This is a genomic window from Streptococcus australis (assembly GCF_040226615.1).
Classification (GTDB): Bacteria; Bacillota; Bacilli; order Lactobacillales; family Streptococcaceae; genus Streptococcus; species Streptococcus australis_E.
This window is the reverse complement of the sequence record NZ_JBCOAT010000002.1, coordinates 200284-224732: the sequence shown is the minus strand read 5'-3', so window position 1 is coordinate 224732 and position 24449 is coordinate 200284. Positions and strand designations below refer to the sequence as shown.

Sequence of the window (24449 nt, the reverse complement as noted above, 5' to 3'; positions counted from 1 at the left end):
CGAATGAAAAAAACTTTATTAATCACATGATGAGAAAGGAAATCAGAAAGCAACACATGAACGGTATTATCAACTTAAAAAAAGAAGCAGGCATGACCTCGCATGATGCGGTTTTTAAACTACGTAAGATTTTAGGAACCAAGAAAATCGGTCACGGTGGTACCTTAGATCCGGATGTGGTGGGTGTTTTGCCTATTGCGGTTGGCAAGGCGACTCGCATGGTAGAGTTCATGCAGGATGAGGGCAAGGTCTATGAGGGGGAAATCACTCTGGGATTTTCTACCACAACGGAGGATGCCAGCGGGGATGTCCTAGAGCGAACCCCAGTGGAAGCACCTTTAGATGCAACAGAGGTGGACCGTATGATTGCCCAGATGGTGGGAGAGATGGAGCAGGTGCCGCCTATGTATTCAGCGGTCAAGGTCAATGGGCGTAAGCTCTATGAATATGCGCGGGCAGGAGAAGAAGTGGAACGTCCTGTCCGACAGGTGACGATTTATGAATTCACGCGCACCAGTGAGATTAGCTATGAAGAAAGTCTAGCCCGTTTTCGTTTCCGAGTTAAATGCAGCAAGGGAACCTATATCCGGACCTTGTCGGTTGACTTGGGAGAGAAGCTTGGTTACGCCGCCCACATGTCTCATCTGACACGGACCAGTGCTGCCGGTTTGTCACTGGATGATGCCTTGACCCTGGAAGAGCTTGCTGAAAAGGTAACTCAAGGAGATTTGAGCTTCCTTCATCCACTTGAGATTGGCACCGGGGATCTGGAAAAAGTAGAGCTGACAGCCCAAGAGGTCGGTGAAGTCCAAGTAGGACGCTTTATTCCGGTTGAGAGCGAAGCCAGAGAGTTGGCTGCTTTTTACCAAGGGAAATTGGTAGCCATTTTGGAAAAAAGGGAAGAACTTTACAAACCTCGCAAGGTTTTTCTGACAGAAAGTGTGTTACAATAAATTTATGAACATTTGTTATGTAACTAGTGAAAAAGAAATAAAAGCTCAAGCAGATACCGTTCTTGTCTTGGGCTATTTTGACGGTCTCCATCGAGGGCATCAGGAGCTCTTTCGGACAGCTCGCACCATTGCCGATGAGCAAGGACTTCGAGTAGCTGTTTTGACCTTTCCAGAATCTCCAAAGCTGGCTTTTGCCCGTTACCAACCAGAACTACTCCTCCACCTCCAAAACCCAGAGGAGCGCTTTAAACGAATGGAAGAACTGGGAGTCGATGATCTATATCTTATCGATTTTACCAGTGATTTTGCGGCTCATACGGCCCAAGAATTCGTTGCGGCCTACCTAACTGCACTTCGGGCGCGTGTCTTAGTGGCAGGCTTTGATTATAGCTTTGGTAGCGATAAGAAAGTTGCTAGTGATCTAGAAACCTATTTTAAGGGTCAAGTCATCGTCGTTCCACCTGTCCTAGACCAGGACGAAAAAATCAGCTCAACCCGTATTCGGCAGGCCATTGCATCAGGCCAGGTCAAAGAAGCAGCTGATCTTTTAGGCCATCCCTTATCCAGTCGTGGCATTGTAGTCCATGGGGATGCACGGGGTCGCACCATTGGTTTTCCAACAGCTAATCTGGCACCGATCGATCGCACCCATCTCCCCCAAGATGGTGTTTATGTCGTCGAAGTAGAAGTGCTAGGTCAACGTCACCGGGGGATGGCCTCTGTAGGGAAAAACTCGACCTTTGATGGGACGGAACTTCGCTTTGAAGCCAATATCTTTGATTTTTCAAAAGATATTTATGGACATACGATTCGGATTTTTTGGTTAGACAAGATTCGAGAAATGGTCAAATTTGACAGTGTAGAAGCCCTCGTCAAGCAACTGCATCAGGACGAGATCCTGGCTCGTCAATGGACCAGATAATTTTTGTTAGAAATTCTCCCTTAAGGGGAGAATTTTCTTTGTCTAAATTAAAAAATCACTATGCAAGCACGGAATAATTTTGTATAATAGAGTCAGCTAAGTGTGTCCAAAAAAAGAAGAGAAGAACATGATTACATTATTTTTGTCTCCGAGTTGTACATCCTGTCGAAAGGCCCGGGCTTGGTTAGAAAAACATGAGGTTCCTTTTAAGGAACACAATATTATGACGAGTCCTTTAACAACTGAGGAGTTGCGTAATATTTTAGCTCTAACTGAGAACGGTACAGACGATATTATTTCAACTCGTTCTAAAATTTTTCAGAAGTTAAATGTTGATGTAGAGGATTTATCGATTTCTGCTTTGATCAAGTTGATTGAGGAAAATCCTAGTCTTTTGCGTCGCCCAATTATTCTAGACAAGAAACGGATGCAAATTGGTTTTAATGAGGATGAAATCCGTGCATTTCTCCCTCGAGGATATCGTAAGGAAGAGTTAAGATCTGCTACATTAAGAGCGGAGATCCATTAATATGAATAAGAATTATAGTTACCCACTCGATTTATCGTGGAGCACTGAAGAGCTTGCTTCGGTGCTTTCTTTTTTTAATCAGGTTGAACAAGCCTATGAACAAAAGGCAGATGCCCGCATCTACCTAGAAGCCTATAAGGCCTTTAAGAAAGTTGTCCCAAGTATTGGCGAAGAAAAGCGTCTGGGCAAAGAATTTGAAGAGGTCAGTGGCTACTCACTTTATCGCGCAACCAAAGTTGCGAAAGAAAAAGGGGAAGGATGGTTTTCGATTGATCAATAAATTAGAATTTGCTAAGACCATTGTCAAAGAAGCAGGAAGCTATCTTAGAGAGCACCTGCATGACCAGCTAGCAATTACAGTCAAAACAAATCCGACGGATTTGGTGACTCAAATGGACCAAGAAGTGCAAGCAACCCTGGTTGGCAAGATTTTAGAAGCCTATCCAGAAGACCACATTTTTGCGGAAGAGGATGATCTTCGTGCACCTATTCGTTCCGGTAAGGTCTGGGTGATTGATCCCATTGATGGGACCAATAATTTTGTGACCCAAAAAGAAGACTTTGCTGTTATGGTCGCCTATTTTGAAGAAGGGATTGGCCAGTTTGGCTTGATTTATGATGTCATGCGGGATCATCTCTTTTTTGGTGGAAAGGATTTTGGAGTCTTTTGCAATGAGCAAGAACTGCAACCCTTTCAAAATCGTCCCCTTAGTGATTTATTAGTGGCTTCCAATGTTGGCATGCTTAAATCCAACGCTTGGGGCATGGCGGATCTGGGGGCAGAATGCTTAGGAATTCGGGTTTATGGGAGTGCTGGTATCAGCTTTACCAAGATTTTATCCGGTGGTATTTTAGGCTACTTCAGCTATATCTGGCCATGGGACTATGCAGCAGCAGCCATCATGGGCGAGTGCCTAGGTTACTCTGTTTTGACTCTAGAAGGAAAAGAACCCAACTATGAGACCTTGGAGCCCATCATGATGGTGCCAACTTGTAAATTAGATGAGATTCAACCCTTTTTGAAGAAAGGAACACACGCATGACCTTTCCTCAAGGATTTAAAGAAAAATATGATCAACTACTAGGAGAGGAGGCTGAGGCCTTCTTTCAAACCTTTGACGAGTCGGCCGTATCTGCCTATCGAACTAATCCGTTAAAGGCGGAGCAAATCAGTGGCGATGACCCTATTCCAGGCATGCCTTGGAGTTACTATGGCAAGGTGTCGGGAAAATCGATTCCCCATGTCACTGGACTGGTCTATTCGCAAGAACCGGCTGCCCAAATGGTAGCCCAAGTAGCCCATCCAAAACCAGGTATGAAGGTCTTGGATCTTGCGGCAGCACCGGGTGGCAAGACAACCCACTTGCTCTCTTATTTAGACAATCAAGGACTCCTTGTTTCCAATGAAATCCACAAGGGCCGCTCCAAGATTCTGGTCGAGAATGTCGAACGCTTTGGAGCCCGTAATGTCGTGGTGACCAATGAATCAGCCAATCGCTTGGCTAAGGTTTTCCCAGCCTATTTTGATTTGATTGTTTTGGACGCACCATGCTCTGGTGAAGGAATGTTTCGAAAGCAACCAGATGCTATGGACTATTGGCATCCTGATTATCCAGCTCAATGTGCTGGTCTCCAGAGAGAAATCTTAACAGATGCCCTCAAGATGCTGGCACCAGGGGGGCAGCTGGTTTATTCGACTTGTACCTGGGCACCAGAAGAAAACGAAGAAATTGTCTCTTGGCTCTTAGACGAATATGAGCTGGAATTGCTACCGATTGAAAAAATCAATGGCATGGTAGAAGGGATCGGACATCCTGAAACAGCTCGGATGTACCCTCATCGTTTCAAAGGGGAAGGGCAATTTGTAGCTAAATTCCTTTATCAGGGAGAGCCTGAAGTCAAGAAGATCAAGGAAGGCCGTTCCAATCTAACGGCTGAGCAGAAAAAGTTGTGGCAAGCTTTTGCCAAGGATTGCCTGGCCATTGACCTAGAAGGCCTCTACCAATGTTTTGGAGATCAGCTTTATCTCTTGCCGGTTGGACTTCCTGATTTGAAAAAGGTCAAGATTGCTCGCAATGGCTTGCACCTTGGAACTTTCAAGAAAAATCGCTTTGAACCTAGCTTTGCTTTGGGCCTAGCTCTGAAGCCAGATCAAGTGAAGAAAGCGGTCAGCTTATCAGATCAAGACTTCATCAAGTACGTAGCTGGGGAGACCATTCAACTGGATCAGGCCTCTACCAATGGATGGTATCAAGTCTTAGCTGGAGGCAATGGTTTAGGCTTTGCTAAAGTAACGGGACGGACCTTGAAAAATTTCTTTCCAAAAGGCTTGAGATTTAGATAAATTATTAGGAAATGCGGTCTTTCTATGTTATAGTGGAAATAGAGTGATTCTTGCTAGAATACTAGAAGATGACCAAGTGTTTAGAGATAAGATTTAAACGATATTTGATTATGATTCAAGGAGACTTACATTGAATAAATGCAAAAAGCTAGTTCTTGGGCTAGCAACAGTAGCACTTGCAGCTTCTCTATCTGCCTGTGCATCTTGGATTGACCGTGGAGAAGCGATTACAGCTGTTGGTTCGACAGCTCTACAACCGTTAGTTGAAGGGGTAGTGGATCGTTATATAGAAGAACATCCCGGTAAGATTGTCAATGTCCAAGGGGGGGGATCTGGTACAGGTCTGTCTCAGGTCCAATCAGGAGCTGTCGACATTGGAAATAGTGACCTCTTTGCAGAGGAAAAAGATGGCATCGATGCTTCTAGCTTGGTAGACCATCAAGTGGCAGTAGCGGGAACAGCTATTATTGCCAATAAGAATATTTCTGTAGACGATTTGACAACCGAACAATTGCGTAAGATTTTTACTGGTGAATATACTAACTGGAAGCAATTGGGTGGTGAAGACCTGGAAATTACCATTGTGAACCGGGCTGTAGGATCTGGTAGCCGTGCTGTGTTTGATGCCATCATCATGGACGGCAAAGATCCTAAACAGGCTCAGGAACAGGATTCCAATGGAATGGTGAAAAACATTGTTTCCCAGACTCCAGGTGCCATTTCTTATTTGGCCTTTACCTACGTGGATGATAGTGTTAAAACCATGAAGTTAAATGGCTATGAACCAACTAAGGAAAACGTAGTGAATAATAACTGGCCAATTTGGTCCTATGAACACATGTATACCAAGGGTGAGCCAAGTAAACTGGCAAAGAAATTCTTGGATTATATGATGACAGATGAGGTCCAGCAGGAAATCGTTGGTAAGATGGGCTATATCCCAATCAATGATATGAAAGTCAGCCGTGATCTAGACGGTAACATTACGAAGAAATAAGAAGAATTAGGTAAAACATGAACGAAGTAGCAAAAAAAATGCTCGCAAAGTCCAATAATTCTCGTTTGGAAAAATTTGGTAAAACCATTACTTTCTGCTGTATGAGTTTGATTGTCTTTGTTGTAGCTTTGATTTTGATTTTTGTAGCCCAAAAGGGATTATCGACCTTCTTTGTCAACAAGGTTAATGTCTTTAGTTTCCTTTTTGGATCCACTTGGAATCCGTCAGGGAAAGAATTTGGGGCTTTGCCAATGATCTTGGGTTCCTTCATTGTAACCCTTTTGTCTGCCTTGGTGGCGACGCCTTTTGCCATCGGTGCGGCAGTCTTTATGACAGAGGTTTCTCCAAAGGGAGCTCGTCTCTTACAACCAGCCATTGAGTTGTTGGTAGGGATCCCTTCTGTTGTTTACGGATTTATTGGTTTGCAAGTGGTGGTTCCATTTGTTCGTTCCATCTTTGGTGGGACAGGGTTTGGAATCTTGTCAGGGGTCTTTGTCCTCTTTGTCATGATACTTCCAACTGTGACCTTTATGACAACAGACAGCTTACGGGCAGTACCTCGTCACTATCGGGAAGCAAGTATGGCTATGGGAGCGACTCGTTGGCAAACCATCTGGCATGTCACCTTAAAGGCCGCTCGCTCCGGTATTTTTACGGCAGTTGTCTTTGGAATGGCGCGTGCCTTCGGTGAAGCCTTGGCTATTCAGATGGTAGTCGGAAACTCAGCGGTTGTTCCAACATCTTTAACGACTCCAGCTTCCACCTTAACCTCTATTTTGACTATGGGTATCGGAAATACGGTTATGGGAACAGTTAACAACAACGTTCTCTGGTCACTTGCCTTGGTGCTCTTGCTGATGAGTTTGGCATTCAACAGCGTTATCAAATTGATCACGAAAGAAAGAGGTAAGAAGAACTATGCACGCTAAAAAAATAGATAAGATAGCGACAGGAATTCTCTATGCTATTGCTGGAATTATTGTTACGATTCTTGCCTCTTTGATTCTCTATATCCTGGTTAGAGGGTTACCGCATGTGTCTTGGACCTTCTTGACCAGCAAATCCTCCTCTTACCAAGCAGGTGGAGGGATTGGGATTCAGCTCTATAATTCCTTCTTCCTCTTAGTCATTACCTTGATTATTTCCTTCCCACTTTCTTTGGGGGCAGGGATCTACTTGTCAGAGTATGCCAAGAAGGGCCCATTGACCAACTTGGTTCGGACCTGTATTGAGATCTTGTCTTCTCTCCCATCGGTCGTAGTCGGTCTCTTTGGCTACTTGGTCTTTGTAGTGCAGTTCCAATATGGCTTCTCGATTATTTCTGGAGCCTTGGCCTTGACGGTCTTTAACCTGCCACAGATGACGCGGAACATTGAAGATAGTTTGCAAAACGTCCACCATACACAAAGAGAGGCAGGACTTGCGCTTGGGATTTCTCGTTGGGAAACCGTGATTCACGTGGTGGTACCGGAAGCTTTACCAAGTATCATTACGGGTGTTGTACTAGCTTCTGGACGGATTTTTGGGGAAGCAGCGGCCTTGATTTATACAGCTGGTCAGTCTGCCCCAGCCTTGGATTGGAGTAACTGGAACCTCTTCAGTGTGACCAGTCCGATCTCTATTTTCCGTCAGGCAGAAACACTAGCAGTCCACATTTGGAAGGTCAATAGTGAAGGAACCATTCCAGATGCTATTGAAGTATCCGCTGGATCTGCAGCAGTTTTGTTGATCTTCATTTTGATTTTCAACTTTGGAGCGCGTAAGCTCGGGACTTACCTCCATAAGAAATTAACCTCAGCATAAAAGGAGAAGAAATGTCAAAGTACAATTGGGATGAGAAACATATCATTACTTTTCCTGAAGAAAAAGTGGTCCTTTCGACCAAAGACTTGCATGTCTACTATGGTTCAAATGAATCCATCAAGGGCGTGGATATGCAGTTTGAGAAGAATAAAATCACAGCTTTGATTGGTCCTTCTGGATCTGGAAAGTCCACCTATCTTAGAAGTTTGAACCGGATGAACGATACCATTGATATTGCGCGTGTGACTGGTGAGATCTGGTATGAAGGGATCGACGTCAACCGTCCTGATATCAATGTCTATGAAATGAGAAAACATATCGGGATGGTCTTCCAACGACCAAATCCCTTTGCCAAGTCCATCTACCGCAATATTACCTTCCCTCACGAACGTGCAGGAGTCAAAGACAAGAAGGTCTTGGACGAAATCGTAGAAAAATCCTTGAAGCAAGCAGCCCTCTGGGATCAGGTTAAGGATGACTTGCACAAGTCTGCTTTGACGCTCTCAGGAGGTCAACAGCAACGCCTTTGTATTGCCCGTGCCATCTCCGTCAAACCAGAGATTTTGCTCATGGATGAGCCGGCTTCAGCCTTAGATCCTATCGCAACAGCCCAGTTGGAAGAAACCATGCTGGAGTTGAAGAAGGACTATACGATTATCATAGTGACCCACAGTATGCAACAGGCTGCTCGTGCTAGTGATTATACAGGATTCTTTTATCTAGGCGATTTGATTGAGTATGATAAAACAGCCAACATTTTTCAAAATGCAAAACTACAATCAACCAACGATTATGTATCTGGTCACTTTGGATAGGATTTGGTAACATAGAAACAACATAAGGATGAAAACATGACAGAACCAATTTTGCAAGTCAAGGACTTGTCGGTTTATTACAATAAGAAAAAGGCACTGAATAGTGTGTCACTGGATTTCACCCCTAAAGAAATCACGGCTTTAATCGGACCGTCTGGATCAGGGAAGTCTACCTTGCTCAAAGCCATCAACCGGATGGGCGATTTGAACCATGAGGTGACGACGACAGGAACCGTCATCTATAATGGTCACAATATCTATAGTCCACGGACGGATACGGTAGAGCTCCGTAAGGAAATCGGGATGGTTTTCCAACAACCCAACCCTTTCCCCATGTCTATCTATGACAATGTCACCTATGGACTCATGATTAATGGAATCAAGGACAAGCAAGTCTTGGATGAAGCGGTCGAAACCTCTTTGAAAAACGCTTCTATTTGGGATGAGGTCAAGGATCGCCTTCATGATTCAGCAATTGGGCTTTCAGGGGGGCAACAACAACGGGTTTGTGTGGCGCGTGTCCTAGCAACTAGTCCAAAGATTATCCTCTTGGATGAGCCAACTTCAGCCTTGGACCCGATTTCTGCTGGAAAGATTGAAGAAACGCTTTATGGGTTGAAGGATCGTTACACCATGCTCTTGGTGACCCGGTCTATGCAACAAGCCAGTCGGATTTCGGATAAGACAGCCTTTTTCTTGGATGGGGACCTCATCGAGTATGATGACACCTCAAAAATCTTCTTGAACCCTGCTCGTAAGGAAACAGAAGATTATGTATCAGGGAAGTTTGGATAAGAAAGGGAAAGTAAATGTTACGTGTACAATTTGAAGAAGATTTAGAAAAACTTCATAATCAGTTTTATGCCATGGGAAATGAAGTCTTGACCCAGATCAACCGCACGGTTCGAGCTTTTGTCACTCATGACCGGGATCTGGCACGCCAGGTTATCGAAGATGATGCAGAGATTAATGAATATGAAGTGAAGTTGGAGCGCAAATCCTTTGAAATGATTGCCCTTCAACAACCTGTTTCTCAAGACCTTCGGATGGTCATGACAGTCTTAAAAGCTGTATCTGACGTAGAGCGGATGGGAGACCACGCTGTGTCCATTGCCCGTGCAACCATTCGTATGAAGGGAGAACTTCGTAGTAAGGTTGTAGAGGAAGAAATCAGCAAAATGGGTCGAGAAGTCAAAGACTTTGTCGAAGCAACCTTGGAACTCTACTTAAAAGGGGATGTAGAAACAGCCTATGAAGTAGCAACTCGCGATGAAAAAATTAATGAGTACTATGATCGTATTCAAGAGTTGGCAACGGAAGAAATCAAGCATAATCCTGACTTGATTATCACTGGTCGGGATTATTTCCAAGTGATCAATTACTTGGAGCGTATTGGTGATTATGCTAAAAATATCTGTGAGTGGGTTGTCTACTTCGAAACAGGAAAAATTGTGGAATTATAAGAAAATAAAGTCTGAGGTCATCATCTCAGACTTTATTTTTTATAGATCTGGTTTTGCGCCCTCTTACCTTACAGTTAGTAGGATTTATGTTAGAATAGAAGATGATAAAAAATGAAGAAGGAGTTACTCATGCAAGCAGTTGCACATTTTATTGATACATTTGTACCTGAGCACTATGATCTATTCTTAGATTTAAACCGCTCAGACAAAACTTTCTCGGGGAAAGTGACCATAACTGGAGAGGCAAAGGAGACTCGCATCTCTCTTCACCAAAAGGATTTGACCATCGAATCGGCTCAAGTAGATGGGCAAGATTGTGCCTTTACAGTCAATGATGAGGAAGAAGCGGTCTTTGTCGAACTTCCTACTACAGGAAAAGTAAACCTTACCCTCACTTATACAGGGAAAATTACCGATAATATGACAGGGATTTATCCGTCTTATTACACAGTAGATAGTGTTAAAAAGGAAGTGATCTCTACTCAATTTGAAAGTCACTTTGCTCGTGAAGCCTTCCCAAGTGTAGATGAACCAGAAGCCAAAGCGACCTTTGATTTGGCTGTGAAATTTGACCAAGAAGAGGGAGAAATCGTTCTTTCTAACATGCCTGAAATCGATGTCGAAAGTCGAAAAGAAACAGGTATTTGGAAGTTTGATACGACTCCTCGTATGTCATCTTATCTCTTGGCCTTTGCGGCTGGAGATTTGCAGGGTGTGACAGCTAAGACCAAGAATGGAACCCTAGTCGGTGTCTACTCTACCAAAGCTCATCCATTAGAAAACTTGGATTTCTCATTAGATATTGCCGTTCGTGCCATTGAATTCTACGAAGACTATTATGGAGTGGCTTACCCAATCCCTCAATCCCTTCATATCGCCCTTCCAGATTTCTCTTCAGGAGCTATGGAAAACTGGGGCTTGGTAACCTACCGCGAAGTCTACCTTCTTGTTGATGAGAACTCGACAGCCCAAAGCCGGCAAACAGTAGCCTTGGTGGTGGCTCACGAGTTGGCTCACCAATGGTTTGGTAACCTCGTGACCATGAAGTGGTGGGATGACCTCTGGTTGAATGAAAGCTTCGCCAATATGATGGAATATGTCTGCTTGGATGCCATCGAACCAAGCTGGAATATCTTTGAAGACTTCCAAACAACAGGTGTACCTGCTGCCTTGAAACGCGATGCTACAGATGGCGTTCAATCCGTCCATGTAGAAGTGAGACACCCAGACGAGATTAACACCCTCTTTGACCCCGCAATCGTTTACGCCAAGGGTAGCCGGCTCATGCACATGCTTCGCCGTTGGTTAGGCGATGATGCCTTCCGTAAAGGTTTGAAGATCTACTTTGAAAAACACCAATACGGCAATACCATCGGTCGTGACCTTTGGGATGCTCTTGGTCAAGCTTCAGGTCGTGATGTCGCAGCCTTTATGGATTCTTGGTTGGAGCAACCAGGATACCCTGTTGTCTCAGCTTCTGTAGAGAACGACACCTTGATCATCCGTCAAGAGCAGTTCTTCATCGGAGAAAAAGAAGAAAAAGGTCGCAAGTGGGTTGTTCCTTTGAACAGCAACTGGACAGGTATTCCAGATACTTTGGAAACAGAAGTCTTAGAAATTCCAAACTATAGTGCCTTGAAACAAGCTAATACCGGAGCTCTTCGCTTCAATACAGAAAATACGGCTCATTATATCAGTGATTACCGTGGGGAATTGTTGGAAGACATCCTTGCTGAACTTGCTAGCTTGGATAGCACTTCGAAACTACAAGTGGTTCAAGAACGCCGTCTCTTAGCGGAAAGCGGTCAAATTTCTTATGCAAGCCTCTTGCCAGTGATTGAACACTTGACAGAAGAAAGTTCCTACTTGGTTGTTTCAGCTGTTTCGAGCGTCTTAGCCGGAATCAGTCTCTTTGTGGATGAGAGAACTGAAACAGAAGTGGCCTTCCATGAGTTGTTGAAACGTTTGAACCGTTACAACTTTGAACGCTTGGGTCTGGAGGCTAAGCCTGGTGAAACAGAAGAAGACGAAAAAGTTCGTCAGCTAATGATTGCTAACATGATTAAGGCCAATGATGAAGCAGCACAAGCTCAAGCGAGCGCTATCTTTGAAGCGCATGCAGATGACTTGGAAAAACTTCCAGCTGCCATTCGCTTGCAAATCTTGGTCAACCAAATCAAGCACCAGGAAAGCAAGGAGCTTAGCCAACAATACCTAGATACCTATGTGAAGACAGTGGATGGAAACTTTAAACGCCAATTGGCGGCTGCACTTTCTTATACCAAGGATGAGGAAACTTTGGAAGCTCTATTGAAAGAGTGGAAGAACAAGGATGTGGTGAAACCTCAGGATTTGGCTATGAGCTGGTACTACAACTTCTTGCATGATGACTTTACCCAAGGTAGAACTTGGACTTGGGCGCGTGAAAACTGGGATTGGATCAAGAAAGCCCTCGGTGGTGATATGAGCTTTGATAAGTTTGTCATCTACCCAGCTAACTGTTTCAAGACCCGTGAACGCTTGAATGAATACAAGGCCTTCTTCGAGCCTCAATTGGATGATATGGCGATCAGCCGCAATATCAAGATGGGAATCAAAGAAATCGCCGCTCGTATCGATCTTATTGAGCGGGAGAAAGCAGCGGTCGAAGCAGCCCTTCTAGCAACGAAATAAAGAAAAAGCTCCTAGAGAGTGCTCTGCAGATCTGCAAGTCTCTCTAAGAGTTTTTTATTTTTCTTTTTTGAAATAAGGGAGATGTTTGAGATTGCGATAGAGAATGACCGCGAAAATCGTTGTCAACGTCATCTTAATCAAATCTGGCACCACAAAAGGTAAGACAACAAATTTTACTGCGAAATCTAAAGATTTATGGGCAATGAGCATAAACCCTAAGGCACCGCCGATAAAGAGGACGACTTCCCCCAAGGCGTTAGCCAGGAAAATACGAATGGGCTGTCCCTTTTGGCCAGCAAAGATTGAAGTCACCAAAGCTCGAAGGGGAAAGAAGAAAAGGAATCCAGCAGTGGGACCGTAGAAGGAGCTGATGCCTCCGTGACCACCTGCAAAGACGGGGAGGCCAATGGCACCTAAGAGGAGGTAAATGAGAACGGAAAGGGTGGCTTCTTTTGGACGGTAGATGCTGGCGATCAATCCAATGGCTAAAGTCTGAAGCGTGATAGGAATGGGTCCAAATGGGATTGTAAAAGGGGATAGGGCAGCAATCAAAGCTGCTCCAAGAGCAATTAATGTCATTGATTCTATTTTTTTCAAAACAGTAAACCTCTCTTTATTTTTATGGTAACTATTCTACAAAAATGAAGGCAAACCTGTCAAGTCCTCTTTTCAGCTGTGACAAATGTCTCCTTAATCATTTTAGGAAAGTTTAAGAAAAAATTTAGTCACGATTAAGGAAGAATCGGTAAACTATCCCTATCTAAACAAAGGCCTTGTTTAAATAAATAATTTAAGGAATTGAAAGAATGCACGCTTCGAATGAACAAAAGCAAGAAAGAACTGAAAAAATGATTGTCGTTAAGAAAAGTCCTAAATGGTGGGCAACTGCCGCAGCAACAGGAGGACTCATCGTTGGGATGACTGGTGGATTTGGATTGGGAATGTTGGCGACAGCCAATACGAGTCCCCAGCGTCAGCAATCTACGGTCGCTACACAAAATAGCAATCAACCTGCCCAAAATTCTCAAGGACAAAATAGCCAGGGCAAGGATCAAAATGGCCCTTCAAATGCTCAAGGTTTCAATGGACAAAATGGTGGTCCAGGGCAAGGAGAAATGAACGGTCAACCACCTCAAGGAGGGGGCTCGCAAGGTGGTCAAGGACAAGATGGATTTGGTGGAGGACCAGGCGGTATGCCACCGCAAAATGGTCAAAACGGTGGGCCAGGCCAGGGGAATAGGAATGGTCAACCGCCACAAGATGGGGAGCCTCAAAGTCAACCAGACAGCCAACAAAATGGGAACTCCAATAAAAAGTCCTCCAAGAAGTCCACATCGAAAAAATCGTCAAGTAATACAAGTAATTCATCAAAGGATTAGACAGGGACAGCAAGCTAAGAAAAAAGTTGAAATCGCTATCTGAACGCTACTGAATAAGGCCTTGTCATGTTATAATAGAGTAGAAAATACTCATCATCCTTGTGTGGAAGAATGAGAAGGAGAAGTACACATGATTAAGATTTTATTAGTCGAAGACGACCTCGGTTTGTCTAATTCAGTATTTGATTTTTTAGATGACTTTGCAGATGTCATGCAGGTCTTTGATGGAGACGAAGGCCTTTATGAGGCTGAAAGTGGCATCTATGACCTCATTTTGCTAGATCTCATGCTCCCTGAAAAAGATGGTTTCCAAGTTCTCAAAGAATTGAGAGATAAGGGTGTCTCCACTCCAGTATTGATTATGACAGCTAAAGAGAGCTTAGACGATAAGGGCCATGGTTTTGAGCTAGGTGCAGATGATTATCTGACCAAGCCATTCTACTTAGAAGAACTCAAGATGCGAATCCAAGCATTGTTGAAGCGCTCTGGTAAGGTCAATGAAAATACCCTTTCGTATGGGAATGTGACCGTTAATCTCTCGACTAACTCTACGCTTGTTGAAGGAAAAGAAGTAGAACTATTAGGAAAAGAATTTGATCTCTTGGTCTATTTCCTTCAAAATCAAAATGTTATCCTGCCAAAAACACAAATCTTTGATCGACTTTGGGGATTCGATAGTGATACAACCATTTCGGTTGTCGAAGTGTATGTTTCTAAGATTCGTAAGAAATTAAAAGGTACAGACTTTGCAAAAAATCTCCAAACTTTGCGTAGCGTGGGGTACATTCTGAAAGATGCTCAATAAAATAAAAAAAACTGTTAATGCGGATGACTTTTCTTATTTCATCCGTTATTTCGGACTCTTTACCTTGATTTTCTCAACCATGACTTTGATTATTATTCAAGTGATGCGGTCAAGTCTGTATACAACGGTTGATGAAAATTTAAAGATGCTGAGTAAGGATCGTTATTCCATCATTAGCTTGGCCAATCGTACTGGAAATGGGATGGGAAAAGACGAACCAGATGATGACCGACTAGAAGATGATGAACCTGGTCCCGAGGATGGCCCTAGACCATCGGTCACTTCCAATAGTACAGCCATCCTCTTGAATGATAATTTTGAAAATGTGACGACGGATAATGGTTTCCTAGATCTAAAAACAGTAACCTTTAGTCGCAGTTATTTAAACAAGATCAAGCAGATTCAAATTACCAACCATTATAAGCAGAAGGAAAGCTATCGTGCTTATTTGGTGGATATTGACCCTGATGATTATATCGATGGGGTGAAATATGCTGTGATCATGACCAATATCAGCCAGTTGGAGCAAACCAGTGAAAAACACGAGAGCCAAATCGCCTTGGTCATGATTTGCTTCTGGGGCATTTCCCTCTTTGCAAGTATCTTCCTGGCTAAAATGAGTGTGAAACCTCTCTTAGAGAGCATGAACCGGCAAAAGGCTTTTGTCGAAAATGCCTCTCATGAATTGCGGACACCTTTAGCCGTTTTGCAAAATCGTTTGGAGACCCTGTTCCGAAAACCAGAGGCAACGATCATGGAATCCAGTGAGAACATCGCCTCCTCTTTGGATGAGGTTCGCAATATGCGCTTACTGACGACCAATCTCTTAAACTTAGCCCGTCGAGATGATGGGATTAAACCTGAGTTTTGTGAAATCCCTCCCTCTTTTTTCGACCAAACCTTTGCCAATTATGAAATCATTGCCGAGGAAAATGATAAAATCTTCGAGTATGAGAATCAGGTCGAAAGAAGTCTGGTGTCTGACAAGGTCCTACTGAAGCAGCTGATGACCATCTTGTATGACAATGCTCTCAAATATACGGAGGAAGAAGGAAGAATACGGTTTGTCGCCCAATTTAAGGATCGTTATCTCTATCTTAGGGTAGAGGATAATGGACCAGGGATTGCAGACGAAGATAAAAAACGGATTTTTGATCGTTTCTATCGAGTGGATAAGGCGCGAACCCGTCAAAAAGGTGGTTTTGGCTTAGGCCTTTCTTTAGCCAAGCAAATCGTAGAAGCCTTTAATGGTACCATTACTGTTCGAGATAACAAGCCTAAAGGTGCTATTTTTGAGGTAAAGCTAGCAACTAAATCAGATAGTAAAAAGAAATCCAGTTCTAAATCAACGAAGAACAAGTAAGAGAGTGGGACAGAAGTCCCAGTCTCTCAATTGTCTTTGGATTGTCGAGCAAGACGCAGTGGTTGAGTGGGCTCTACTACGCTTATTTCATCAGCTTTTACAGTCCTACTCAACTGTGCGGAGGTGGGACGACGAAGTCGAATTCTAACGAATTACCGATTTCTGTCCCAGCCTCTTTTTTCATCCATTTCAAATAATCGCTATTTTTGTCTGACTAGTGTATAATAGTAAAAAAGAAAGAGGTGTCTTATGGCTTCAAAAATGTTACACACTTGTTTACGAGTGGAGAATTTAGAAAAATCAATTACTTTTTATGCAGATGCGTTTGGATTTAAGGAATTGCGTCGCAAGGATTTTCCTGAATACAAATTTACGATCGTCTATCTTGGCTTAGAAGGAGATGACTATGAGTTAGAATTAACTTACAACTATGATCATGGTCCTTATGTCATTGGTGATGGTTTTGCCCATGTTGCCTTAAGTACCCCAGATCTTGAAGCCCTTCATGCGGAGCATAAGGAAAAAGGTTACCAAGTAACTGATCCAAAAGGATTGCCAGGAACGCTTCCAAACTATTACTTTATTGTGGATCCAGATGGCTACAAAGTAGAAGTGATTCGTGAAAAGTCCTTATAATCAGCATCATATAACATGTGATAAAGAGCAGGCGAGAATTGACCTGTTCTTTTTTTGTGCATGAAGATGGCCTCTAGGGAGTGACAGGAGATAGGACAGGATTGATTCTATTTTCCTACTATTTTTTAGGTTTTATTTTCTAGATTCTAGAGTTTTCTCCTGTTTTTTTAGTGATAAAATTGCTATAATAAGAGTATGAAGAAATCCTACTTGAAAATACTTATCCTCATCATTCTGAATCTCCTTTTTATCGGAGGAATTTACCTAGCTTATCAGAAGATTGAGGAAGCACGCGCCATCAAAAATTATAATCAACAGTTTTCCAAAGCAATTCGGGAAGAAGAAGCAATTGAAAAAGACAAGGATACCATCCTTCAAAAAGGAATGGTTGGTCAAACATATATCGCGGCTTACTACCCGAAAAATAATGAAGAACCCATCGCAGTGGTTAAAGAGAGAATTTTGGCTGACGTTGGCTCTCTTCCCCAAGAAGAGAAGAATAACCAGCAAGCAAAAGAGCTTTTGTTCTACCATACCGAACGTTCAGAAGACCCATTTGTAGGGGTTCATCCTTATCAGGTGAAGAAGACCCAGTACAAGTGGAAAAATGGCAAATTCATTAAAGATGGGATTGACAAACTACCTCTCCTCTATCTAACGGATGAAGGAGCTGTCTTCCAATTTTCCCAATTGTTTACGAATGCAGATTTAGCCAAAGAAATCCTTTTGACAGAATTGCGTTCTCAGCTGGTCTTCCTACAGTTAGGGGAAGATCGAATTGAAGAGCTAATGCAAGCTGTCTCAGCAAGTGATATGGCAGGCTGGCAGTTCACCTACAATCAAGGGGTTCTTTCTATTACCCTTCCAGTTACTATTGAGGGCATGGAAACCTTCGATGTACCCCTTTCGAAGCTCTATGATGTGATTGATTCTGCTCGTCTGAATCCAGGAGATCTTCAAGCTTATGAGGCCTACCAAACTCAACGTCATGCTAAGATGGTTGCCTTAACATTTGATGATGGTCCAGATCCAACGACGACCCCTCAAGCCCTGGATATCCTCAACAAGTACCATGTTAAGGCGACTTTCTTTATGCTTGGGAAGAATGTCTCGGCCTATCCTGAAGTGGCTAAACGGGTACGTCAGGAAGGACATGAAATCGGAATCCATACCTGGAATCATCCTGTCTTAACCAAGTTGCCTTTGGAGGCTGCCCAAAAAGAAATCATGGATACGAAGGAAGTGATTCAAAAGGTCACAGGAGTGCAAACGAAGATTACTCGTCCGCCTTATGGTTCGATTAATAGTGCCATTCAGTATGCCGTTGATCAGGCCTTTATCATGTGGGATGTGGATACTCTGGATTGGAAGACCCACAATACACAAGCCATCTTGGCAGAAGTGAAAAAACAAGTCAAACCAGGATCGATCATCCTGATGCACGATATTCACCAAACATCTATTAATGCCCTTCCAGCCGTGATTGAATACCTTCAATCGCAAGGCTATACCATCGTCACGGTTGATGAACTCTTAAACCACCAAGTGGAAAGTCATCGTCTCTATTACAATCGTAATTAAAAAAATCGTTCGTAGCAATACGAACGATTTTCTTATTCTTCCCCTATATAAAGTTGAGCTCCTTTGAGAATCAAGGGACGAACGGGAGTTAATTTTTTCAAACTTTTCAATTCTTCTGGATGGCTGACCAAGGTGATGACATAGCCTTCTTTACCCATGCGTCCGGTACGTCCAGATCGGTGGATGTAGGTTTCGGTATCTCGAGGGACTTCATAGTTGACGACACATTCTAGAGAGTCAATATCAATTCCTCGTGCCACCAAATCTGTTGCAAGAAGGAGTGTCAGCTGGTGGTCCTTAAAGCGTTCCAGAATGACTTTTCGGAACTTGACATTAACGTCACTCGCAAGTGAGACGGCGCTAACTTCCCGGTATTGGAGTTTTTCTTCGGCGCTTCCTAGGTCTGACAAGCTGTTGAAGAAAACGAGGCCACGAAAGTCTTCGACATTGGAGAGTTTTCTGAGGAGTTCAACCTTTTCTCGCTTATCCACTTCCATATAGAAGTGCTGGATATTGTCCAAGTTTTGTCCTTCCACTTGAATGGTTAGAGTATTGGGTTCGATTTGTTCTGGATCAAACTTGGTCGTTGCACTCATATAGATAAATTGATGATCTCGGGGCGCGTAGTGGCAAATCTTATCGACAAAGTGATACTGAGAGTCGCTAAACAGTTGATCAAATTCATCCAGGATGATGGTATCGACATTCATCATCTTGATTTTCTTTAACTTGATCAATTCAAAAATACGGCCTGGAGTTCCAATGAGAATTTCGGGTCCCTTTTTGAGGCGTTCGATTTGCCGTTTTTGACTAGAGCCTGAAAGGAAGAGTTGGGCACTGAGTCCAAGAGGTTCCGCCCATTGCTTGGAAACATCAAAGATTTGTCCGGCCAATTCTGTATTGGGTGATAGGATCAACAATTGTTGAGCTTTTTTAGGTTTTAGCTTGAGAAGACTAGGGAAGAGATAGGCCAGGGTCTTTCCGGTTCCTGTCGGGCTGACTCCAAGCACGTTCTCCCCTTGGGTGATCGGCTCGAAGAGGCGTTCTTGGATTTCAGTCAGTTGCTCAAAGCCGAGGGTCTTGAGTTGCTCTTGCCAGAGCGGTGGAAATGCTAGTGTCATATTAATGTTCGTCCTTAAAGTGTATTCCAGCATCTTGGCGCATAGCGTAGAGGGTTTGGTGAACCATCTGTCCTGTTTGAAGCCAAGTCTGGTAAAGTGTCTGGTTGCCTTCTGTCATTATACTTGCAAAGGCCTGAGCTTCTTCCAGCATGTTATGAGAAGCAGGAGTAATCGGAAGTTGGTAACTAGTTCCAGAATGATCTTGAAAGAGAACCTGGCTAACGGCTTCGATTCCACTTAAGAAAAGGGTGCCGTCTGTCGTGTAAATTTCCGCAGGAAGATTGCTGGTCACATCTTTTCCGGCTTGAATGCCAATGACAAAGTCAGAATAAACCAAGCTACCATGTCCGTTCAAATCGATTGAATTAGGCAATTGCCGCGCTTGATAAGTTACTGATTCAGGTTGACCAAAGAGGCCGATTGCAAAGTAGAGAGGATAGACTCCCAAATCCATGAGGGCTCCACCCGCAAACAAGTCGGAGAAAATATTGGGAGTATTTCCTTTCAAGAGCTCGGGCATTTTAGAAGAGTATTTGGCATAAGTCATGTGGCCACCCAAGATGGTCTTGTCTTTGAGAAAGTCTTGGATGATCGCAAAGGCTTTTTCATGATAGTTGCGAGCGGCTTCAAAGAGATAGACCTGGTGCTCCTGGGCTAATTTAACCAACTCTTTCCATTCCTTGGGAGTGGTGACAGCTGGTTTTTCAAGGATGACATGTTTCTTAGCCAAGAGGGCTAACTTTGCCTGAGGATAGTGGAGTGAATTGGGACTAGCAATGTAGATGACATCTAGGTCACTATCTAAAAAGGCAATCAGGTCATCATAGAGGGCCACTTGTTCATAAGGTTGGGTGAAACTACGAGCTTTCTCCAAGGTCCGTGAATAGACCGCTCTTAACTCATACTGGTCTGTTTCTTTAGCTGCAGCAAGGAAGGAATGGGAAATGGCACTGGTGCCAATGATACCGAGTTTCAGCATGGCAGCTCCTTTCAATCAGGTATTTACTGGTTTCATTATATCATGTTTCATCCTAAAAAGATGGAATGGGCCTTTCTAATTGGGATGGAGGATAGGAGAGAAGTTCTTCTTGGAAGGTTGATGAAAATCCTTAGAAAAAAGGTTTAAGTCGTGGTCAAGAGACCGCTTTTGTGATAGAATAAATAAGATTATAGAAAATGGAGAAGAAGATGCGAAACAGACCAATTATTATCGGTGTAACAGGTGGTTCTGGTGGGGGGAAAACCAGTGTTTCTCGTGCAATTTTGTCCCACTTTCCAGATGAAAAGATTGCTATGATTGAGCACGATTCTTATTACAAGGATCAAAGTCATCTAACCTTTGAAGAGCGGATTCAGACCAACTATGACCATCCTTTTGCCTTTGATACAGACCTCATGATTGAGCAAATCAATGAGTTGTTGGCTGGCCGTCCGGTTGATATTCCTACTTATGACTACGCAGAGCACACGCGTAGTTCTAAGACCTATCGTCAAGAGCCTCAGGATGTCTTTATCGTTGAGGGGATTTTGGTCTTGGAGGACAAGCGTCTTCGTGACTTGATGGATATCAAGATTTTCGTTGATACCGACGATGATGTGCGGATCATTCGCCGGATCAAGCGAGATATGGAAGAGCGCGGTCGGAGTTTGGACAGCGTCATCGAGCAGTACTTGGGAGTGGTGAAGCCGATGTACCATCAGTTTATCGAGCCAACCAAGCGTTATGCGGATGTTATCATTCCAGAAGGCGTGACCAATACTGTAGCCATTGATTTGATTACGACCAAGATTGAGAAGATTTTGAGCGAATCACGTGAAGGATAAGATAACAAGTGAGAGAGGTTAGGAAGTAGTGTCCCAGCCTCTTTTCCATGACAAATAGGGGGAAATATGAAAAAGTTAAGAAGGGAGTTTCACTCCAGAAGTAAGGCCTTTGCATGCCTACTGACCATGTGTGCAGGTTTTTCAGATGCCTACACCTTTATCGAAAGAGGAGGGACCTTGGCCGCGGGCCAAACGGGAAACGTGGTCTTTCTATCTGTTGGTTTAATTGGCCATGAAATCGCGGATGTGGAGGTCAAACTAGCCACCATGTTGGCCTTTATGATCGGGATTTTCTTGATGACCGTCTTTCAACGCTTCTTTAGCCATTCCGTTTGGCGACTCAGTACCTTGGTTCCCTTTGTTTTGACGACCTTGGTGGCAGGATTTCTTCCCAAAGAAGTGCCCAATGTTCTAATTGTACCTTTCTTTGGGCTAAGCTTGGGGATTGTAGCCATTTCCTTTGGAGAAGTAGATGGTTACGCCTACAACCATTCTTTTATGACAGGGAATCTCAAGAAGACCATGGTTGCCTATGGAAGTTTTGTACGGGAGAGGAAGATGGAGTTTTTCTGGGAGTCTCTCTTTATGACTTCTTTGATTGGGAGCTTTGTGGGAGGGGCTATTCTTTCCACCTTCCTCATCCAATATTACGGCCTTCGGGCCATCTGGTTTGTTTCCCTTGTTCTGACCCTCTTTCTCTCTTATCGGGCGATTCAATATGTTCGAAGGGATATCTAGTCACATTCAAACAGTTTGATCAATCGAGGCTGGGACAAAAGTCCTAGCCTCTAAATTTTCTTTGGATTATAGAGCAAGACGCAGTGGTTGAGTGGGCTCTACTACGCTGATTTCATCAGCTTTTACAGCCCTACTCAACTGTGCAGAGGTGGGACGACGAAATCGAATTCTAACGAATTACCGATTTTTGTCCCACTCTCTTTTAATTGGGAATATTTGCTGGATACTTCTGATGGCAAGCTGGGTTGTTATCAAAGGTTGCTCCGTTGTAAATACTTAATTTTCTAACTAAAGTTTGGTATAATAAAGGTTATGAATATACAGGAAAAAGAATCACGTTACCAACTCTTACTAGCCCAGTTAGAAGCTCTTTTAGAGGGTGAAAGCAATGCCTTGGCCAATTTATCCAATGCCAGTGCTTTGCTCAATCAAGCCCTCCCTCATTCGGTCTTTGCAGGTTTTTATCTTTATGATCAAAAAGAGCTGATTTTAGGCCCCTTTCAAGGTCAGGTTTCCTGTGTCCACATTGCCTTAGGAAAAGGCGTCTGTGGAGAAGCAGCAGAGAAAAGAGAGACGCTGGTGATTGAGGATGTGACCCAGCATGCCAATTATATCTCTTGTGACAGTCGCGCCATGAGTGAGATTGTGGTTCCCATGGTTTTGAAGGACCAGTTGCTGGGAGTGTTGGATCTAGATTCGGATCGGGTGGGAGATTATGACGATCTAGATCGCCTTTATTTGGAACGTTTTGTAGCCATCTTGCTTGAAAAAACAAATTGGAATTTTAGGATGTTTGGAGTAGTAGACTAATGTATCAAGCCCTCTATCGTAAATACCGTAGCCAGACCTTTGGCCAACTTGTAGGGCAGGAGGTTATTGCGACGACCCTTCGACAAGCTGTCGAACAGGAGAAAATTAGCCATGCCTATCTCTTTTCTGGACCTCGTGGGACGGGGAAGACCAGTGTGGCAAAAATCTTTGCCAAGGCCATGAACTGCCCCAACCAAAAAGGTGGAGAGCCTTGTAATGATTGCTATATCTGTGAAGCCATTACCAATGGCAGTTTAGAGGATGTTATCGAGATTGACGCAGCCTCAAATAATGGGGTAGATGAGATCCGAGATATCCGCGATAAATCTACCTATGCGCCTAGTTTGGCTCCTCATAAGGTCTATATTATCGATGAGGTCCATATGCTCTCGACGGGAGCCTTTAATGCTCTTCTCAAGACCTTGGAAGAACCAACAGAAAATGTAGTCTTTATACTAGCAACAACGGAATTGCACAAGATTCCAGCAACCATCCTTTCACGGGTTCAACGCTTTGAGTTCAAATCCATTAAGACGCCAGCCATTCAAGACCACCTAAAATCTGTTTTGGATAAAGAAGGGATTGATTACGAAGAAGAAGCTGTAGGCATTATTGCCCGTCGGGCAGAAGGTGGGATGCGGGATGCTTTGTCCATTTTGGACCAGGCCCTCAGCCTGACAGCTGGTGCCCAATTGACCACTGCGACGGCTGAAGAAATCACAGGTTCCATCAGTCAAGAAGCTTTAGATCTCTATGTTGTAGCCTTGTCAACACAAGATGCAACAGCTGCCTTGGACCAGTTGAACCTGATCTTTGATAATGGGAAAAACATGGCCCGCTTTGTGACGGACCTCTTGCAGTATTTACGGGATCTCTTGATCGTTCAGACAGGTGGGGAAAATCTCCATGTCAGTGAGCGATTTAATCAGAATCTAGCCATTCCACAAGCCACCCTCTTTGCTTGGATTGATCTTGCGACAAGGAGTTTAGCGGATATCAAAAACAGCCTGCAGCCGAAAATCTATACGGAGATGATGACCATTCGTTTGGCAGAATACAAGGGTGAGGGCCCTTCGGCTAGCCAAGTGGCTCTTCCAGCAGATTTTTTGGCACAAGTAGACCAGCTCAAAAGAGAAGTCGAGTCTCTGAAGAATCAGTTAGCTCAAGTAGCGAGTGGGGCTCCTGCAGCTAAAACAAGCCCTGCTCGTCCTCAGAAGTCTAGCAAGGGCTATCGAGTGGACCGTAATAAGCTTCAAGCTATCTTACAAGAAGCAGTTGAAAATCCAGATTTAGCCCGTAACAATCTCATTCGCCTACAGAATGCTTGGGGGGAAATTATTGAAAGCCTAGCAGGGGCAGATAGGGCTTTACTGGTTGGTTCACAGCCGGTTGCGGCCAATGAACGCCATGCGATTTTAGCTTTTGAGTCTGCCTTTAATGCCGAACAGACCATGAAGCGAGATAACCTCAATACCATGTTTGGCAATATTTTAAGCAATGCGGCAGGTTTCTCTCCGGAGATTCTGGCTATTTCAATGGAGGAATGGACCCAGGTTCGGGCGGAATTCTCTAAGAAAGCTCGTGGTCACAAGGAAGAGGCAGAAGTGGCAGAAGAGTCCGTCATTCCGGAGGGCTTCGATTTCCTCTCTGATAAAATTATAGTTCAGGAAGACTAGGATGTGCTTTTTCCAGA

At 43.7% G+C, this 24449-nt stretch carries 25 protein-coding genes; 22 read left to right on the top strand and 3 right to left on the bottom strand.

Annotated features, from left to right (window positions below):
- Positions 1 to 56 precede the first annotated feature (56 nt).
- From truB to ABT997_RS03435, 13 genes are all read left to right on the top strand, one after another.
- Complete coding sequence (gene truB, locus ABT997_RS03495) at positions 57 to 953, top strand: tRNA pseudouridine(55) synthase TruB (protein WP_350018748.1); 897 nt, start codon at positions 57 to 59, stop codon at positions 951 to 953.
- A 4-nt stretch (positions 954 to 957) separates the two neighbouring features.
- Positions 958 to 1875, top strand: coding sequence for a bifunctional riboflavin kinase/FAD synthetase (locus ABT997_RS03490; RefSeq protein ID WP_195214042.1), 918 nt, complete (start codon positions 958 to 960; stop codon positions 1873 to 1875).
- Between the two features lie 127 nt (positions 1876 to 2002).
- A complete protein-coding gene (locus tag ABT997_RS03485; RefSeq protein WP_040803090.1) occupies positions 2003 to 2404 on the top strand; it encodes a Spx/MgsR family RNA polymerase-binding regulatory protein in 402 nt (133 codons plus the stop codon).
- Between the two features lies 1 nt (position 2405).
- Positions 2406 to 2684, top strand: coding sequence for a UPF0223 family protein (locus ABT997_RS03480; protein WP_023026658.1), 279 nt, complete (start codon positions 2406 to 2408; stop codon positions 2682 to 2684).
- On the top strand, positions 2674 to 3447 hold the full coding sequence (locus tag ABT997_RS03475; RefSeq protein ID WP_195214041.1) for an inositol monophosphatase family protein: 774 nt from the start codon (positions 2674 to 2676) through the stop codon (positions 3445 to 3447). Before ABT997_RS03480 ends, ABT997_RS03475 begins: the two co-directional genes overlap by 11 nt.
- Positions 3444 to 4748 (top strand): RsmF rRNA methyltransferase first C-terminal domain-containing protein, encoded by a 1305-nt coding sequence (locus ABT997_RS03470; protein WP_195214040.1) that lies wholly within the window; start codon positions 3444 to 3446, stop codon positions 4746 to 4748. The genes ABT997_RS03475 and ABT997_RS03470 overlap by 4 nt, the downstream gene beginning before the upstream one ends.
- A gap of 130 nt (positions 4749 to 4878) precedes the next feature.
- Positions 4879 to 5745 carry a phosphate ABC transporter substrate-binding protein PstS family protein gene (locus ABT997_RS03465; RefSeq protein WP_350018747.1) on the top strand — a complete coding sequence of 289 codons (867 nt, stop codon included), beginning with the start codon at positions 4879 to 4881 and terminating at the stop codon, positions 5743 to 5745.
- Between the two features lie 17 nt (positions 5746 to 5762).
- Complete coding sequence (gene pstC / locus ABT997_RS03460) at positions 5763 to 6674, top strand: phosphate ABC transporter permease subunit PstC (protein WP_006596571.1); 912 nt, start codon at positions 5763 to 5765, stop codon at positions 6672 to 6674.
- On the top strand, positions 6664 to 7548 hold the full coding sequence (gene pstA, locus ABT997_RS03455; protein WP_061563816.1) for a phosphate ABC transporter permease PstA: 885 nt from the start codon (positions 6664 to 6666) through the stop codon (positions 7546 to 7548). Before pstC ends, pstA begins: the two co-directional genes overlap by 11 nt.
- 11 nt (positions 7549 to 7559) lie before the next feature.
- Positions 7560 to 8363, top strand: a complete 804-nt coding sequence (gene pstB / locus ABT997_RS03450) for a phosphate ABC transporter ATP-binding protein PstB (RefSeq protein ID WP_048689960.1) — start codon at positions 7560 to 7562, stop codon at positions 8361 to 8363.
- Positions 8364 to 8399: 36 nt separating this feature from the next.
- Positions 8400 to 9158, top strand: coding sequence for a phosphate ABC transporter ATP-binding protein PstB (gene pstB, locus ABT997_RS03445; RefSeq protein ID WP_135782060.1), 759 nt, complete (start codon positions 8400 to 8402; stop codon positions 9156 to 9158).
- Between the two features lie 14 nt (positions 9159 to 9172).
- Positions 9173 to 9826, top strand: coding sequence for a phosphate signaling complex protein PhoU (gene phoU / locus ABT997_RS03440; protein ID WP_006596567.1), 654 nt, complete (start codon positions 9173 to 9175; stop codon positions 9824 to 9826).
- 129 nt (positions 9827 to 9955) lie between these two features.
- Complete coding sequence (locus ABT997_RS03435) at positions 9956 to 12499, top strand: M1 family metallopeptidase (protein WP_350018746.1); 2544 nt, start codon at positions 9956 to 9958, stop codon at positions 12497 to 12499.
- 54 nt (positions 12500 to 12553) lie between these two features.
- On the opposite strand, the gene ABT997_RS03430 is transcribed toward ABT997_RS03435, so the two are convergent.
- Positions 12554 to 13096 (bottom strand): biotin transporter BioY, encoded by a 543-nt coding sequence (locus tag ABT997_RS03430; RefSeq protein WP_350018745.1) that lies wholly within the window; start codon positions 13094 to 13096, stop codon positions 12554 to 12556.
- A 209-nt stretch (positions 13097 to 13305) separates the two neighbouring features.
- Here ABT997_RS03430 and ABT997_RS03425 point away from each other — a divergent pair, with 209 nt between their 5' ends.
- The 5 genes from ABT997_RS03425 (at position 13306) to ABT997_RS03405 (ending at position 18263) form a co-directional block, all read left to right on the top strand.
- Complete coding sequence (locus ABT997_RS03425) at positions 13306 to 13878, top strand: hypothetical protein (RefSeq protein WP_350018744.1); 573 nt, start codon at positions 13306 to 13308, stop codon at positions 13876 to 13878.
- Positions 13879 to 14008: 130 nt separating this feature from the next.
- Positions 14009 to 14683: a response regulator transcription factor gene (locus ABT997_RS03420; protein ID WP_006596563.1), complete on the top strand. Its 675-nt coding sequence runs from the start codon at positions 14009 to 14011 to the stop codon at positions 14681 to 14683.
- A complete protein-coding gene (locus tag ABT997_RS03415) occupies positions 14673 to 16046 on the top strand; it encodes a sensor histidine kinase (protein ID WP_350018743.1) in 1374 nt (457 codons plus the stop codon). The genes ABT997_RS03420 and ABT997_RS03415 overlap by 11 nt, the downstream gene beginning before the upstream one ends.
- Before the next feature lie 249 nt (positions 16047 to 16295).
- Positions 16296 to 16682: a lactoylglutathione lyase gene (gene gloA / locus ABT997_RS03410; RefSeq protein ID WP_223363355.1), complete on the top strand. Its 387-nt coding sequence runs from the start codon at positions 16296 to 16298 to the stop codon at positions 16680 to 16682.
- A gap of 210 nt (positions 16683 to 16892) precedes the next feature.
- Positions 16893 to 18263: a polysaccharide deacetylase family protein gene (locus ABT997_RS03405; protein ID WP_350018742.1), complete on the top strand. Its 1371-nt coding sequence runs from the start codon at positions 16893 to 16895 to the stop codon at positions 18261 to 18263.
- 32 nt (positions 18264 to 18295) lie between these two features.
- On the opposite strand, the gene ABT997_RS03400 is transcribed toward ABT997_RS03405, so the two are convergent.
- Positions 18296 to 19384: a DEAD/DEAH box helicase gene (locus ABT997_RS03400; RefSeq protein ID WP_314369562.1), complete on the bottom strand. Its 1089-nt coding sequence runs from the start codon at positions 19382 to 19384 to the stop codon at positions 18296 to 18298.
- A gap of 1 nt (position 19385) precedes the next feature.
- On the bottom strand, positions 19386 to 20363 hold the full coding sequence (locus ABT997_RS03395; protein WP_314369563.1) for a Gfo/Idh/MocA family protein: 978 nt from the start codon (positions 20361 to 20363) through the stop codon (positions 19386 to 19388).
- 209 nt (positions 20364 to 20572) lie between these two features.
- Between ABT997_RS03395 and udk the strand changes: the two genes are divergently transcribed.
- From udk to dnaX, 4 genes are all read left to right on the top strand, one after another.
- Complete coding sequence (gene udk, locus ABT997_RS03390) at positions 20573 to 21208, top strand: uridine kinase (protein ID WP_006597323.1); 636 nt, start codon at positions 20573 to 20575, stop codon at positions 21206 to 21208.
- Positions 21209 to 21274: 66 nt separating this feature from the next.
- Positions 21275 to 21946 (top strand): YoaK family protein, encoded by a 672-nt coding sequence (locus ABT997_RS03385; protein ID WP_233331650.1) that lies wholly within the window; start codon positions 21275 to 21277, stop codon positions 21944 to 21946.
- A gap of 312 nt (positions 21947 to 22258) precedes the next feature.
- Positions 22259 to 22756 (top strand): GAF domain-containing protein, encoded by a 498-nt coding sequence (locus tag ABT997_RS03380; RefSeq protein WP_006596554.1) that lies wholly within the window; start codon positions 22259 to 22261, stop codon positions 22754 to 22756.
- Positions 22756 to 24432 (top strand): DNA polymerase III subunit gamma/tau, encoded by a 1677-nt coding sequence (gene dnaX, locus ABT997_RS03375; protein ID WP_350018741.1) that lies wholly within the window; start codon positions 22756 to 22758, stop codon positions 24430 to 24432. The genes ABT997_RS03380 and dnaX overlap by 1 nt, the downstream gene beginning before the upstream one ends.
- Positions 24433 to 24449 lie beyond the last annotated feature (17 nt).